This window comes from Robertkochia flava, assembly GCF_020166515.1.
In the GTDB taxonomy this organism is placed as follows: domain Bacteria; phylum Bacteroidota; class Bacteroidia; order Flavobacteriales; family Flavobacteriaceae; genus Robertkochia; species Robertkochia flava.
The window spans coordinates 74,030-87,818 of record NZ_JAINZT010000005.1 but is presented as its reverse complement, the minus strand read 5'-3'; the positions used below and the strand labels follow the sequence as shown (position 1 = coordinate 87,818).

At 46.4% G+C, this 13,789-nt stretch carries 13 protein-coding genes; 12 read left to right on the top strand and 1 reads right to left on the bottom strand.

Annotation, left to right across the window (positions count from 1 at the left end; genetic code table 11):
• Window positions 1-57 precede the first annotated feature (57 nt).
• The 10 genes from K7R11_RS06860 to K7R11_RS06815 all read left to right on the top strand — a co-directional run bounded on the left by K7R11_RS06860 (window position 58) and on the right by K7R11_RS06815 (window position 10,347).
• Window positions 58-1,248 carry a pyridoxal phosphate-dependent aminotransferase gene (locus K7R11_RS06860; protein ID WP_224489795.1) on the top strand — a complete coding sequence of 397 codons (1,191 nt, stop codon included), beginning with the start codon at window positions 58-60 and terminating at the stop codon, window positions 1,246-1,248.
• Entirely contained in the window at window positions 1,241-2,257 is a 1,017-nt protein-coding gene (gene murB, locus K7R11_RS06855; RefSeq protein WP_224489793.1) for a UDP-N-acetylmuramate dehydrogenase, read from the top strand. The genes K7R11_RS06860 and murB overlap by 8 nt, the downstream gene beginning before the upstream one ends.
• Before the next feature lie 144 nt (window positions 2,258-2,401).
• Window positions 2,402-2,968 carry an RNA polymerase sigma factor gene (locus K7R11_RS06850; protein WP_224489791.1) on the top strand — a complete coding sequence of 189 codons (567 nt, stop codon included), beginning with the start codon at window positions 2,402-2,404 and terminating at the stop codon, window positions 2,966-2,968.
• A 5-nt stretch (window positions 2,969-2,973) separates the two neighbouring features.
• A complete protein-coding gene (locus K7R11_RS06845; RefSeq protein ID WP_224489789.1) occupies window positions 2,974-3,777 on the top strand; it encodes an anti-sigma factor domain-containing protein in 804 nt (267 codons plus the stop codon).
• 162 nt (window positions 3,778-3,939) lie between these two features.
• Window positions 3,940-4,146 carry a membrane or secreted protein gene (locus K7R11_RS06840; protein WP_224489787.1) on the top strand — a complete coding sequence of 69 codons (207 nt, stop codon included), beginning with the start codon at window positions 3,940-3,942 and terminating at the stop codon, window positions 4,144-4,146.
• A 109-nt stretch (window positions 4,147-4,255) separates the two neighbouring features.
• The gene (locus tag K7R11_RS06835; RefSeq protein WP_224489784.1) at window positions 4,256-4,822 is read left to right on the top strand and encodes an RNA polymerase sigma factor; all 567 of its coding nucleotides are present in this window, start codon (window positions 4,256-4,258) and stop codon (window positions 4,820-4,822) included.
• A gap of 67 nt (window positions 4,823-4,889) precedes the next feature.
• The gene (locus K7R11_RS06830) at window positions 4,890-6,098 is read left to right on the top strand and encodes an Nramp family divalent metal transporter (protein WP_224489776.1); all 1,209 of its coding nucleotides are present in this window, start codon (window positions 4,890-4,892) and stop codon (window positions 6,096-6,098) included.
• A gap of 49 nt (window positions 6,099-6,147) precedes the next feature.
• The gene (lipA, locus tag K7R11_RS06825) at window positions 6,148-7,026 is read left to right on the top strand and encodes a lipoyl synthase (RefSeq protein WP_224489773.1); all 879 of its coding nucleotides are present in this window, start codon (window positions 6,148-6,150) and stop codon (window positions 7,024-7,026) included.
• Window positions 7,027-7,089: 63 nt separating this feature from the next.
• Window positions 7,090-8,088 (top strand): type I glyceraldehyde-3-phosphate dehydrogenase, encoded by a 999-nt coding sequence (gap, locus tag K7R11_RS06820; RefSeq protein WP_224489769.1) that lies wholly within the window; start codon window positions 7,090-7,092, stop codon window positions 8,086-8,088.
• Window positions 8,089-8,115: 27 nt separating this feature from the next.
• Window positions 8,116-10,347: a response regulator gene (locus K7R11_RS06815; protein WP_224489766.1), complete on the top strand. Its 2,232-nt coding sequence runs from the start codon at window positions 8,116-8,118 to the stop codon at window positions 10,345-10,347.
• 18 nt (window positions 10,348-10,365) lie between these two features.
• On the opposite strand, the gene lpxK is transcribed toward K7R11_RS06815, so the two are convergent.
• Window positions 10,366-11,373, bottom strand: coding sequence for a tetraacyldisaccharide 4'-kinase (gene lpxK, locus K7R11_RS06810; RefSeq protein WP_224489764.1), 1,008 nt, complete (start codon window positions 11,371-11,373; stop codon window positions 10,366-10,368).
• Window positions 11,374-11,416: 43 nt separating this feature from the next.
• On the opposite strand from lpxK, the gene K7R11_RS06805 reads away from it, so the two are divergent.
• Together K7R11_RS06805 and K7R11_RS06800 are read left to right on the top strand one after the other, a co-directional pair.
• The gene (locus K7R11_RS06805) at window positions 11,417-12,511 is read left to right on the top strand and encodes a Nif3-like dinuclear metal center hexameric protein (protein WP_224489758.1); all 1,095 of its coding nucleotides are present in this window, start codon (window positions 11,417-11,419) and stop codon (window positions 12,509-12,511) included.
• A gap of 5 nt (window positions 12,512-12,516) precedes the next feature.
• Window positions 12,517-13,296 carry a zinc ribbon domain-containing protein gene (locus K7R11_RS06800; protein WP_224489743.1) on the top strand — a complete coding sequence of 260 codons (780 nt, stop codon included), beginning with the start codon at window positions 12,517-12,519 and terminating at the stop codon, window positions 13,294-13,296.
• Window positions 13,297-13,789: the final 493 nt, after the last annotated feature.

Here is a 13,789-nt window from a genome sequence, read left to right as displayed (position 1 = left end):
AGTCGGCCTGTTTTTTAAAATATATTTCGCAAATTTGCCACCGTTAAATTGTGAGATATGCCAAAGATTTCAGCCAAAGGGCAAGCGATGCCCGAATCACCCATCAGGAAGCTGGTTCCCTATGCGGAAGCCGCCAAAAAAAGAGGGACCCATGTCTATCACCTGAACATCGGACAACCGGATATCAAGACGCCACAGGTGGCATTGGATGCGATCAGGAACAATGACATCGAGATCCTGGCCTACAGCCACAGTGAGGGTTCTGAATCGTACAGAACCAAACTGGCCGAATATTACAACGCCCGGGGACTGAATGTACAGCCACAGGAGATCATTATCACCACAGGGGGGTCAGAGGCCCTTATGTTTACCATGGGGAGCATCTGTGACACCGGTGATGAAGTCATCATTCCTGAGCCCTTTTACGCCAATTACAACGGGTTTGCCACGGCCTCAGGGGTAAATGTGGTGCCAGTGGTATCCAAGATCGAAAATAACTTTGCGCTACCTCCTATTGAAGAGTTTGAAAAGCTCATCTCTCCAAAAACCAAAGCTATTCTGATCTGTAATCCGGGGAATCCTACGGGATACTTGTATTCCAGAGAAGAAATTGAAAAGCTGGCCGCTATTGTTAAAAAACACGACCTCTTCCTTATTGCCGATGAAGTCTATCGCGAATTCACCTATGACGGCAAGGATCATGTCTCTATACTTGAAAGGGAAGACCTCAATGACCACGCCATCGTTGTGGACTCGGTTTCCAAGAGATACAGCATGTGCGGGGCACGCATCGGATGCATGATCTCCAGGAACAGGCAGGTGAAGGCTACTGCCCTGAAATTTGCTCAGGCCCGCCTTTCTCCCCCAACCTTCGCCCAGTTGGCCAGTGAAGCAGCCCTGGAGACTCCCCAGAGCTACTTTGATGAAGTGATCAGCGAATATGTGGAGCGCCGCGACCTTGTGATCAAAGAACTCTCGGCCATTGAAGGAGTTAAGGTTGCCAAACCCCAGGGAGCTTTTTACTGTATCGCAGAACTCCCTATTGAAGATGCGGATAAATTTGCGCAGTGGCTGCTTGAGGACTTCCAGGTAGACGGAGAGACCGTTATGGTGGCTCCTGCTGCAGGATTCTATTCCACTCCGGGAATAGGAAAGAACCAGGTAAGAATAGCCTATGTCCTTAAAAAGGAAAACCTCCTGAAGGCAGTGAGCATCCTGAAAGAGGGGCTTAAAGCATACCATGGATAAAGGATATTCCAAAAACATATCGTTAAAACCCTACAACACATTCGGCATTGATGTCAGGGCTTCCCAATTCGTCTCGGTGACCACCGCAGACGAATTGAGAAAAGCCCTGCTTGCCGATATACCCCGAAAATTCATTCTGGGTGGTGGCAGCAATATGCTTCTTACCCGGAACATTGAAGCCCTGGTGATCCATATCGGCCTGAAGGGGATTGAAATTACCGAGAAGAACGATCAATACGCCCTGGTAAAGGTTGGAGCCGGCGAGAACTGGCATCAATTCGTTCAATGGGCCATAGCCCATGATCTTGGAGGTGTGGAAAATCTCTCCCTGATCCCCGGAAATACCGGTACGGCTCCGGTACAGAACATTGGCGCCTACGGGGTGGAGTTAAAGGATGTTTTTCACAGCTGTGAGGCTATGGAAATCAGCACAGGTCATCTAAAAACTTTCTACCTGGAGGATTGTGCCTTCGGTTACAGGGATTCTGTATTCAAAAGGCACCTCAAGGATCAATACGTAATTACCTCGGTTACATTTGAACTCACCACGACCCACCACCTACTCCATACCGGATACGGAGCCATCTCCTCCGAACTGGAGAAAGCAGGCATTGCCAAGCCGGGCATCCGCGAGATTTCCAAAGCGGTGATCGCCATCAGAGAAAGTAAACTACCCGATCCGGCCAAACTTGGAAACAGCGGTAGTTTTTTTAAAAATCCTGTGATCGGCGAATCGCGCTTCCGACAACTGCAGGCAGATTATCCTGAAATGCCACACTACCCTGCAGGTACAGGCCTTATCAAGGTTCCTGCAGGCTGGCTTATTGAGCAATGCGGTTTAAAAGGCTATCGGAAAGGCGATGCAGGAGTACATAAAAATCAGGCCCTCGTGCTGGTCAACTATGGCAATGCTACAGGAGCTGAGCTCTACGACCTGTCCTGCTACATTCAGGATCAGGTCAGGAACAAATTCGGCATTACCATTGAAGCAGAGGTCAATATCTTCTAGAAAGGAAGAGAAAAACTGAACCCCTACCCTGCTGACAATCAACAGATAACATATAATTGATACCTTTGCAGGTACGCTAATGCGCTTTTATTTCGTTATTTAGCACAAGATTCAGAACCCCATTTTTACCTAAATACAATTCTGATGAGCAAATTGCTTGAACAAAATATCATAAGCCTCCTCAGGGAGAAAGATGAAAAAGGCATGGAATTGCTCTTTGATCATTATGGCGATGCCCTTTTCGGAGTGGCGAACAAAATCACCAAAGACGAAGACCTGGCCAAGGATGTCGTGCAGCTTAGCCTGATGAAGATCTGGAAGAAAATAGACACCTACAATGAGAAGAAATCCAAATTATTCACCTGGATTTTCCGCATTACACGCAATACCGCTATAGACAAGTTGCGGAGTGCCAATTTAAAAAGCGATCAGGAAATCCAAATCGAAGTTTCTGACGTATATAGTTTAGGGACCGAAGCGGTTAATCCCGACCACCTGGACGTGCGCAAGCATCTCTCCTCTCTTGACGAGAAGTACCAGGTAGTCATGGAAGCACTGTTTTTTCAAGGTATGACCCAACAGGAAGCCAGCGAGGCCCTGGATATGCCCCTCGGTACCATCAAGTCACGATTGAAGATTGGTTTAAGAGAACTTAGAAAAATCTACGATCCGGCCTTGGTTGTTTTTATATTTAGTATGATGATGAATTAGTTACCATGAAAGACACTGTACGCTTATTTTTGGAAAGTGATCTGCTGGAACGCTACCTAACCGGTGATACCGATTTTGAAGAAAACCTGCAGACCGAGCATTTTATTGACACCTATCCTGAGGTTGCTCAGGAATACGACAAACTGCAGATTGACCTGGAACAATATGCCCGCAGTTTTTCCAAACCGCTTCCTGAAGCTGTGAAGAACACTGTGCGGGAACAACTTTCCACCCCGGAGATCTCCCTGGATGCCGCTACCACATCCTCAGGAAAAAGATCCCTGCCATGGTATTTTGCCGCAGCCATCATCAGCACGTTTCTTATGGGAGCAGCCACTGTTGCCCTGTGGAATCAGAATCAAATGCTGACCACTGAAAAGAGTTCCGTGGTCGATCAGATGCAAACCCTGAAAAACGATATTGTAGAGACGAATTCAAAATTGGAATTGCTCAAGAGTAAATATGCCGTGTTGAGCGACCCGGATACTAAACAATACATTTTCGAAGGTAATGAGCGTGCCAAGAACCTCCGTTCTGTGGCGTATATCAACCCGAAAGAAGGGCTGAGTGCCATTAATGTGGTTTCCCTTCCTGACCTACCTAAAGAAAAGGTTTTTAAAATGTGGGCAGAGGTGAACGGAAAAATGGTATGTCTGGGCGAGCTTCAAAAGGCCGATCTTAAACTGATGTCATTACCGTTGGAGGCCGAAAACGCTTCCAGTATTAAAATTACTATCGAAAGCAAAGCAAATAAAGACTTCGCCGCAATTGACAGTGAAGTTGCCAAAATAGATTTTAACAGAGATTAATAGTTTATTACCATCTGTTCATAAGGCAGTGCATTCCTTCGGGAAATCACTGCCTTATGTTTTTAACACCCCTTAACGAACTGTGTTAAATCCGAAATAATTTAGCCGCCGGCCCTCTTCTACATCTTTACATTTTATTAAATTTGCACCAAATTAGACACTATGAAACTGGTTTTGATCAGCATTGTTTTATTAGGCCTGGCTTTTGCAGGTATTGCCATCAAAATATGGGGTAAAAAAGACGGTAAATTTGCCGGTACATGTGCAAGCCAATCCCCGTTTTTGAACAAAGATGGAGAAGCTTGCAGTTTCTGTGGAAAAATGCCTGACGAACAGGACTGTCGCAAGCCCGATCCACAACACAACTGATCGACCCTTCATAGAACAGCTTCCCATCCCTCTCCATTGAATCCCGGCATTTAAACATCCGGACTATCATAGTTTTCTTATCTTTAGGAGAGACAAACATCTTCTGCCTGTGGAGCACCATCCGGATCTGATTAAAGAACACATACAAAACGCAAAAAAAGGCAACCAAAAATCCTTTAGCTTTCTGCTAAACACTTTTTGGAGCAACGTCTACAGCTTCCAGCTCCTGCGCACCAAAGATGAGAATGAAGCGGAGGACATCACCATACGCACCTTTACCAGGGCCTTTGACAAGATCGATTCCTTTGACGAGTCTTATGAATTCAAAACCTGGCTTATTACCATTTCCAAAAATATTCATATCGACCTGCTTCGCAAACAAAAAAGCCGGGCTTTACACCAGACGCAACACGAGGAGGAAAGCGGGCTGTATGACCTTGCAGACGATACGCCTACTGCCGAAGACCAGCTGATCAAGGAACAAAACCTGGCTTCCCTGCTGGAAGACATTAAAAAACTGAAACCGCATTACCAAAAGGTGATCAACCTCCGGTATTTTCAGGAGCGCTCCTACCAGGAAATAGCCAATGAACTTAACGAACCTCTTAACAGCATAAAAGTAAAACTGCTGAGAGCCCGGAAACTCCTTGCCGAATTGATTAGTCAGAAAAACTGACGATCCGCGCTGAATACTTTTCTTTCAAATCATAAAAAACTGTATTTTTCGGGAAACTAACCCACTTATGCAATTTCTCAGAAAGCTTGGCCCGGGACTCTTATTCGCCGGGGCTGCCATCGGGGTATCTCACCTGGTGCAATCCACCAGAGCCGGGGCCGAGTACGGCTACGGACTTCTCTGGGCGCTGTTTGTAATCCACCTCTTTAAATACCCTTTTTTCCAGTTCGGTCCGCGTTACGCCATCGCTACCGGCGAGAGCCTGCTTCAAGGATATCAAAGACTGGGCAGGGGGGTACTCCTGGCCTATTTCATACTCACCATGGCCACCATGTTTACCATACAAACTGCCGTAACCATAGTTACCGCCGGACTTGCCGTCAACCTTTTCGGCATTTCCACAAGCCCTGTTACCTGGAGTATCGCTATAACTGCTATAAGTACAGCCATCCTGCTTCTGGGCCATTACAAACTACTCGACCGGCTAATGAAATATATAGTGCTCCTGCTTAGCCTCTGTACACTTACCGCGGTAATCATCGCCTTCGGCGGTGGCAGCGTTCCGGACTTCGGACAGGTGTTCCCAACCGAATCGGCTTCCATTGCATTTCTCATAGCATTTATGGGGTGGATGCCCGCCCCCATGGATATTTCGGTATGGCACTCCCTCTGGGCAATTGAAAAAAAGAAACTGGAGCCCCAGTACAACAGTAAAAAAGCACTCGGGGACTTTAATCTCGGATATTTCAGCACCATCATACTGGGGGTGTTCTTTGTTAGCCTGGGTGCTATGGTGATGTTCGGTTCGGGAAAATCCTTCAGTCCCGGAGCAGGTGCATTTGCATCCGAGTTCATCGACCTGTACACTTCTAACCTTGGAGGGCAAACGTTTATCGTCATCGCCCTTGCAGGCTTCACCGCCATGTTCAGCACTACCCTGACTACCCTGGACGCATCGCCCAGATCTATGGCCCAGGCCACCCAGTTATTAACCGGAAAAAAAACCGCACTGAACTTTACCTTCTGGATTATTATACTCGCTCTGGGCACCATCAGCATTCTGTTATTTTTTCTCTCGGAGATGACCACCCTTATCGACATAGCCACCATCCTGTCTTTCGTTACTGCCCCCTTCTACGCGATCGTAAATTTCAAACTGGTCACTTCCCGACACATGCCGGAAAATGACCAACCTGGAAAATGGCTGCGCCTGCTAAGCTGGTCCGGTATTGTTTTCCTCACCGGTTTCAGCATCTGGTATATAACAACGCTTTAAGGAAAATTCTAACAGGAACTTTGTATCTTTGCGCGAAGAAATCATTGCTATGAGTACAGTAACTGCATCAAAGGTCGCTGCACCTAAGAAAGGTAAACCGAAATGGTTACGGGTAAAGCTTCCAACAGGAAAGAAATACACGGAGCTTCGCGGCCTGGTTGACAAATACAACCTCCATACCATTTGCACCTCCGGAAGCTGCCCCAATATGGGAGAATGCTGGGGAGAAGGTACGGCTACATTTATGATCCTCGGAAACGTATGTACGCGTTCCTGTGGTTTCTGCGGGGTAAAAACCGGGCGGCCTGAAACGGTAGACTGGCAGGAGCCGGAAAAGGTGGCCCGATCTATCAAACTCATGAAGATCAGGCACGCTGTGCTTACCTCCGTAGACAGAGATGACCTTAAGGACATGGGTTCCATAATCTGGGCAGAGACCGTAAAGGCAGTCAGAAGGATGAATCCTGAGACTACGATGGAAACACTTATCCCCGATTTTCAGGGGGTAGAACGCAATATCGACCGAATCGTAGAAGTGGCACCCGAGGTAGTCTCCCACAATATGGAAACCGTTAGGCGGCTAACCAGGGAAGTTCGCATCCAGGCAAAGTACGACCGGAGTCTCGGCGTTCTTAAATACCTGAAAGACCAGGGCATCCGCAGAACAAAATCCGGAATTATGCTGGGGCTGGGTGAAGAAGAAAGCGAAGTTATCGAGACGCTTCATGATCTCAGGGAAGCCAATGTAGATGTTGTTACCATAGGACAGTACCTGCAACCCTCCAAGAGACATTTGCCGGTACATTCCTTTATTACCCCGGATCAATTTGATAAGTACAGGGATATTGCCCTTGACCTGGGCTTCCGCCACGTGGAAAGCGGCGCCCTGGTGCGATCGTCGTACAAGGCCCATAAACACGTTGAATAATCACAGAATAACGAAATACACAACCCCGCCCAGGCGGGGTTTTTCATCCTCAATATCCGAAAGTTGAAAAAGATCAGTATAGGAATCAATGGTTTTGGAAGGATCGGAAGAACCCTGTTCCGCCTGCTGTTAAACCACCCTTATATAGAGGTAACGGCTATCAATGACCTTGCCGACGCCAGAACGCTGAGCCACCTCTTAAAATACGACAGTATCCATGGGGTACTTGGCGATACTGTGGGGTTCAGGGATAATACCATCATCGTTAACGGAAGAGAAATCCCGCTTTACTCAGGAAAGACACCGCGGGATATTACCTGGCCTTCGGGAACCGACCTTGTGGTCGAAGCCACCGGTAAGTTTAAGACCCGCCCACAACTGGAAGGGCATTTTCAAAGTGGGGTAAAAAAAGTGATCCTGAGTGTACCTCCCGAGGATGACGACATCAAAATGGTAGTTATGGGGGTTAACCAGGATATGCTCACCGGAGATGAAGACCTTGTTTCCAATGCTTCATGCACCACCAATAATGCCGCCCCCATGATCAGGGTCATCAATGACCTTTGCGGGATAGAACAGGCTTACATAACCACCATACATTCGTACACTACCGACCAGAGCCTGCACGATCAGCCACACCGGGACCTGAGAAGAGCCCGGGCTGCCGCCCAATCCATCGTGCCTACCACAACGGGTGCTGCCAAAGCCCTCACCCATGTTTTCCCGGAATTACATGAAGTGATCGGAGGATGTGGTATACGGGTACCTGTACCCGATGGTTCGCTTACCGATATCACCTTTAACGTAAAAAGACCAACTTCCATTGAAGAGGTTAACAACGCCTTCAAAAAGGCCGCAGAGACCGACCTGAAAGGGATTCTGGTTTACACGGAAGACCCCATCGTTTCAGTAGACATTCTGCATTCTTCGGCATCCTGCACCTTTGATGCACAGATGACCTCAGTGATTGGGAAAATGGTGAAGATCATTGGATGGTACGATAATGAATATGGCTATAGCAATCGATTGGTCGATTTAATTGAACACTTAAGCAAGAAATAGCTATATTTAGGTTCTTAACTTACTCCTATGCGGTTTATAACCCTGGTCATAGCGTTGTTATTTGTGCCCATTTCAATGAGTGCACAGAACGACTTAATGATCATGGACAGCCTTCAGGGCATCGTTCAAAAGTTCTATACCAAAAAGAATCTCGGGGATTATGAAGGCGCACTGAAAGACCTGAACCGCGCCGCCAAACTCGCTTCTGCATTGAACGATGACAGGATCTACATTGACCTGTATAACCTGAATACCATTCTCAACCTCGAATTCAATAAAAACATCAGCCCGGAATTAAGTTTACGCCTGGCCAAGGCGAATTTTATAGACGCTGAGACCTACCCGGAAGGGAATGCCAAGACCACCATCCTGGAAGCCTATGTTCAGGCCAGGAAGAATAATGACGAAGACGCCCTGGAAAAAATGAAGCAGGCAGACCGGATCCTTGACCAGATAGACAAGGAACTGCTGGATGCAAATACGGCACTTACCGTTAATTATTACAAGGCCTTAATTTATAAAGAACTCAATGACTATCCGAGGTCAAAGATCTATTTCAGCAAGGTCATGCAGAATGATCACGGATACGAAGACGAATACCTCAGGGCCAAAGCCTACCTGAATATGGCTGATATCTTCCTGGATGAAGATAACCTGGCCAGTGCGCAGTACCAGCTTAAGAATGCACTTTTGGTGGCTTCCGATAACGAATACCCAAAGATCCTTAAGGACGCTCATATCCTTACGTACAAGCTTCTGGAGGAACAGGGCGAATACCGGGAGGCACTTTATCACCTAAAGCAGGTAGATAGTATCATAGCCCTGTATTTTAATCCCGATGTCTTGAAATCTCAGGAAGAAGCTTCCCATGAGAATGATATGGAGATGTACATACAGACCATCGACCAGATGAGTCAGAGCGTAAAAGACCAGGCACAAATGGCCAACCGGTCAAAGCTCACCTCCGTATTAAGTTCGGCCTTGCTCATTATCATCTCTCTGCTTACGATCTCCCTGTACAGAAATAACCAGATCAAGGTAAAGACCAATGAACTGCTTATCAAGAAGAACCAGGAGCTTCAACTGGCCAAAGAAGAGGCCGAAAAGGCTATGAAAACCAAAAGTCAGTTCCTCTCCACGGTGAGTCATGAGTTGCGCACTCCGCTTTATGCGGTTACGGGGCTTCCCCACCTGTTGCTGGAGGAAGACCCGAAAGAAAGTCAGAAACCCCACTTAAAATCCCTGAAGTTTTCAGGAGAATACCTGCTGGATTTTATTAATGACATCCTGCAGATCAACAAGATCGATGCCAATAAGGTAGCTGTGGAACACCACAAATTCGATCTGAGAAAAACCCTGGAAGATGTTGCCAACTCCCTGGAGCAGACCGCAAAAGAGAATCAAAACCAGATCAAGCTGGACATTTCAAAGGAGATCCCGGAGAAACTCCTGGGAGACCCACTGAAACTTTCACAGATTTTCCTTAACCTGGTAGGCAATGCCCTGAAGTTTACTAATGATGGCACGGTAACCATTCAGGCCAGGCCGGTAAAAAAGACCGACACCACCCAAACGATCCATTTTGAGGTCATTGACGAAGGAATCGGAATCTCCAAGGAGATGCAGGAAAGCATATTTGACAGTTTCTCCCAGGGCTCGGTACAGATCAACAGAAAATACGGTGGCACCGGATTAGGCCTTACCATTGTAAAAAGCCTGTTAGGACTCTTCAACAGTGATATTAAGCTTGAGAGTGAACTGGGTAAGGGAAGCCGGTTTTTCTTTGAAATTTTATTTGATATCCCGGAGGCAGTGGCAGAGCCGGAGATCAAGGAAGACACCTCAGCCCCTCCACCCGAATCCGTTATCGATGAGTTTCTTGCCAACCTGCATATCCTGGTTGTTGAAGATAACAAGATCAACCAGGTGATCACCAAGAAAATGCTGGACAAAAAAGGCATGTCCTGCGATATCGCAAATGATGGCTATGAAGCCATTGACATGACCCAAAAGAACACCTACGACCTTATCCTCATGGATATTCACATGCCCGGGATAAGCGGCCTTGCTGCAACAGAAAAAATCAGGACGTTCAACACACAGATTCCGATTGTTGCCCTTACCGCAATAACCCTGGATGAAAATACAGACGACTTTTACGAAGCCGGATGTACAGATATCATCACCAAACCCTTTAAGCCTGAAACCTTTTACGGTACGATAGCCAAGGTAATCAGCAACTCCAAGGCCCGGGTCTAAGCAGATCGGAACATCCCACTACGCTTCATATCCTGAAACATAATTCTTTAATAACTCCCGAAATTCCTCTTCCCTTGATAAAAGCCTTGTGCGTATAGGCAGGTACCACAGGTTATCGAGCTGACCTTCCAACCGCATGAAGTCCTTCTCGGTGGTAAACAGAAAAGCGTGTTTGCTGAGTTTTTTAACCTCATGAGGCGCAAAATTGTGATGGTCGGAATAGGCCTGATGTGTAAATGAAAGCCCGAGGGAATTTAAATGATGTAATAAAGGACCCGGAGAGGCAATCCCGGTGATCAGGGGTGCCCCGGGGGGCAGGTCAGATAACGGCATGGAGGCTCCTGCGGCATTGTATAAAAAGGAATCGTAATCGATGGTAGCAAAGAACACTTCCTGTCCCGGCAAGGGATCAAGTTGTTGCGTAACATCCTTCATTTCAGCGACACTGAGATGAGCAGGGCATTTAGTGACCACGATTACCTGGGCCCTTGATGCCTGGTTCCGCGTATCGCGCAGATTTCCGGCCGGCAAGACAACATCATCGGTATACAGGTCGCCGTATACGGTTAGCAGGATATTTAAGCCGGCCTTTACTTTGCGGTGCTGAAAAGCATCGTCCAGCAGGATGACTTCGGGGGCTGCCTTTTCCTGCAAGAGACGGATCCCCTCTCTCCTGTTGGCATCCACTGCGACAACTACCTCAGGAAACTTACGAAAAAACTGGAAAGGCTCATCTCCCAGCTCCTGAACTGTCGTGTTTTCATCGGCCATCACAAAACCTTCTGATTGACGTTTATAGCCCCGGCTAAGCAAGGCAAGCCGATGCTCCTTACAAAGAATGCGGGTAATAAATTCCGTCATCGGGGTTTTACCCGTACCTCCAACCCGGAGGTTACCGATACAAATCAAAGGAATTTCATAAGATGTAGTGCTAAACCAGCCCCAGTCGTAGCATTTATTGCGAAGCAGGATCACCAAACCATAGAGCCAGGAGAAAGGTAGCAGTATTTTTCGCAGGGTGCGCATAAAAGCGAAATTAGAATAATTATCTTTGAAAAAAAACCTGCCTATGACAATTAAGGATATCACTGACCTGGTTGAAGAGATCGCTCCACTGCCCTATGCAGAAGATTTCGATAACGTGGGGATGCTGATAGGAGATCCAAAGCAAGAATGCAGCGGGGTCCTGGTAAGCCTGGATACCCTGGAGAATGTGGTGGATGAGGCTATCGAACAAAAGTGCAATCTCATCCTGAGTTTTCACCCGATCATTTTTAAGGGATTGAAAAAGATCACCGGAAAAACCTATGTAGAGCGGGTTGTATTAAAAGCCATCCGGAATAACATCGCCATTTACGCCATTCACACTGCCCTTGATAACAGCTTCCAGGGGGTAAACACCCGGATGTGTGAAGTTCTTGGACTGGAAAACAGAAAAGTGCTTATTCCGCAGAAGGATACGGTAAAGAAGCTTACCACCTTTGTTCCGGCCGAACATGCCGAGGCCCTGCGTAAAGCCCTGTTTGATGCCGGAGCAGGAAATATTGGGAATTACAGTCATTGCAGTTTTAATGTGGAAGGAGACGGCACCTTTAAAGGGGAAGAAGGCTCTGACCCCCAATTCGGAAAAAAAGGGCAATTACATACCGAAAGAGAAGTACAGGTCGGGATCACCTTCCCGCGACACCTCGAATCGGCAGTACTGAAAACTCTCTTTGCACATCATCCTTACGAAGAAGTGGCCTATGAGGTTCTAACCCTTGAAAACAACAACCAGCACATCGGGATCGGTATGACCGGGGAATTGCCCGAAGCCATGAACGCCTCTGAATTCCTTCAGCGTGTAAAAACCGTATTTAAAACCGGATGTGTCCGACACTCCGAATTCACGGGAACTCCCATCAAAAAAGTGGCAGTGCTGGGAGGAAGCGGTGCTTTTGGCATAAAACACGCAATAGCCGAAGGAGCAGACGCTTACGTAACCGGAGATCTCAAGTATCACGACTTTTTCAGTGCCGAAGGAAAAATTCTTTTGGCAGACCCCGGACACTACGAGACGGAACAGTTTACAAAAAATCTTTTAGTTGACCATCTTAGAAAAAAAATTCCTAATTTTGCAATCGTTTTATCAGTTTGCAATACAAATCCCGTCAAGTATTTATAATTCATATGGCAAAGAAAACAGAAGTAACCGTTGAAGAAAAGTTAAGGACGCTTTACGACCTTCAACTCATAGACTCCAGGATTGACGAAATCAGAAATGTTAGAGGAGAACTTCCCCTGGAAGTGGAAGACCTGGAAGATGAAGTGGAGGGCCTTAAAACCAGATTAGACAAGCTGAACGGGAATCTTGAAGAGATCCATACCGAGATCGCCAATAAGAAGAACCTTATCGAAGAAGCCAAGGCGCTGATCAAAAAATACAGCGAGCAGCAAAAGAATGTTCGTAATAACAGAGAATTCAACTCCCTTTCCAAGGAGATCGAATACCAGGAACTGGAAATTCAGTTAGCCGAAAAACACATTAAGGAATTCAAAGTTCAGATCGAACAGAAGAAAGAGGTTATCGCCCAGACCAAGGAACGTGTTTCCGAGCGTGATTCTCACCTGAAGCACAAAAAGAACGAACTCAACGATATCCTGTCTGAAACTGAGAAAGAGGAAAAGGCACTTATTGGGAAGAGTGAAGAATACCAGGGACTAATCGAGGACCGACTGCTTAAGGCTTATAAAAGAATCCGTGAAAGTGTTAAGAACGGACTGGCTGTAGTACCCATCGAGCGTGGAGCTTCAGGAGGATCCTTCTTTACGATCCCGCCACAGGTGCAGATGGAGATCGCTTCCAGAAAAAAGATCATCATCGATGAGCATAGCGGACGAATTCTTGTAGATCCGGCCCTTGCTGATGAAGAAAAAGAGAAAATGCAGGAGTTGTTTGATTCCTTCTAAAAAATTAAATTCATAAAAAAGACCGTCTTCCTGACGGTCTTTTTTTTTATTGCTATATCACCCTCCCCTCCCCTATAACTTTCCCTCATTGTAATTCAGAGGCTACCTGATACCGATAGCTGTATTGCTCACCCTGACCTGGCTTGAATGTCTGTGTTCAAAAAAGTAAGCGTAACTGCTGTTTCAGAAAAAACGGAAGCATCAGGTATGCCTTTCCATCAGATATGGAAAGACTCAGGGCACGGTTTCCTGCATCTTACAGTATCCAAAAAACACACGCCCCCTTTGGGAAGTGTAATCCATATGATCAAAATTCAGGTAAGGTTTAACTTGACTATAAAATTTAGAAGATGCATTAAACAAATATGCCTGATAAAGCACAGATGTTTACAAAATAACTTCTAACTTAACCATCATCCACTTGATTCCCATTTCAGGGAAGATATTTTTTTAAGATGAAAACTTTTAAATCGGTATGGTCAACTTTGAACAA

Coding starts and splice junctions, on each gene's coding strand:
- K7R11_RS06860 (WP_224489795.1), top strand. CDS start 58: ATGCCAAAGATTTCAGCCAAAGGGCAAGCGATGCCCGAATCACCCATC.
- murB (WP_224489793.1), top strand. CDS start 1,241: ATGGATAAAGGATATTCCAAAAACATATCGTTAAAACCCTACAACACA.
- K7R11_RS06850 (WP_224489791.1), top strand. CDS start 2,402: ATGAGCAAATTGCTTGAACAAAATATCATAAGCCTCCTCAGGGAGAAA.
- K7R11_RS06845 (WP_224489789.1), top strand. CDS start 2,974: ATGAAAGACACTGTACGCTTATTTTTGGAAAGTGATCTGCTGGAACGC.
- K7R11_RS06840 (WP_224489787.1), top strand. CDS start 3,940: ATGAAACTGGTTTTGATCAGCATTGTTTTATTAGGCCTGGCTTTTGCA.
- K7R11_RS06830 (WP_224489776.1), top strand. CDS start 4,890: ATGCAATTTCTCAGAAAGCTTGGCCCGGGACTCTTATTCGCCGGGGCT.
- lipA (WP_224489773.1), top strand. CDS start 6,148: ATGAGTACAGTAACTGCATCAAAGGTCGCTGCACCTAAGAAAGGTAAA.
- K7R11_RS06815 (WP_224489766.1), top strand. CDS start 8,116: ATGCGGTTTATAACCCTGGTCATAGCGTTGTTATTTGTGCCCATTTCA.
- lpxK (WP_224489764.1), bottom strand. CDS start 11,373: ATGCGCACCCTGCGAAAAATACTGCTACCTTTCTCCTGGCTCTATGGT.
- K7R11_RS06805 (WP_224489758.1), top strand. CDS start 11,417: ATGACAATTAAGGATATCACTGACCTGGTTGAAGAGATCGCTCCACTG.
- K7R11_RS06800 (WP_224489743.1), top strand. CDS start 12,517: ATGGCAAAGAAAACAGAAGTAACCGTTGAAGAAAAGTTAAGGACGCTT.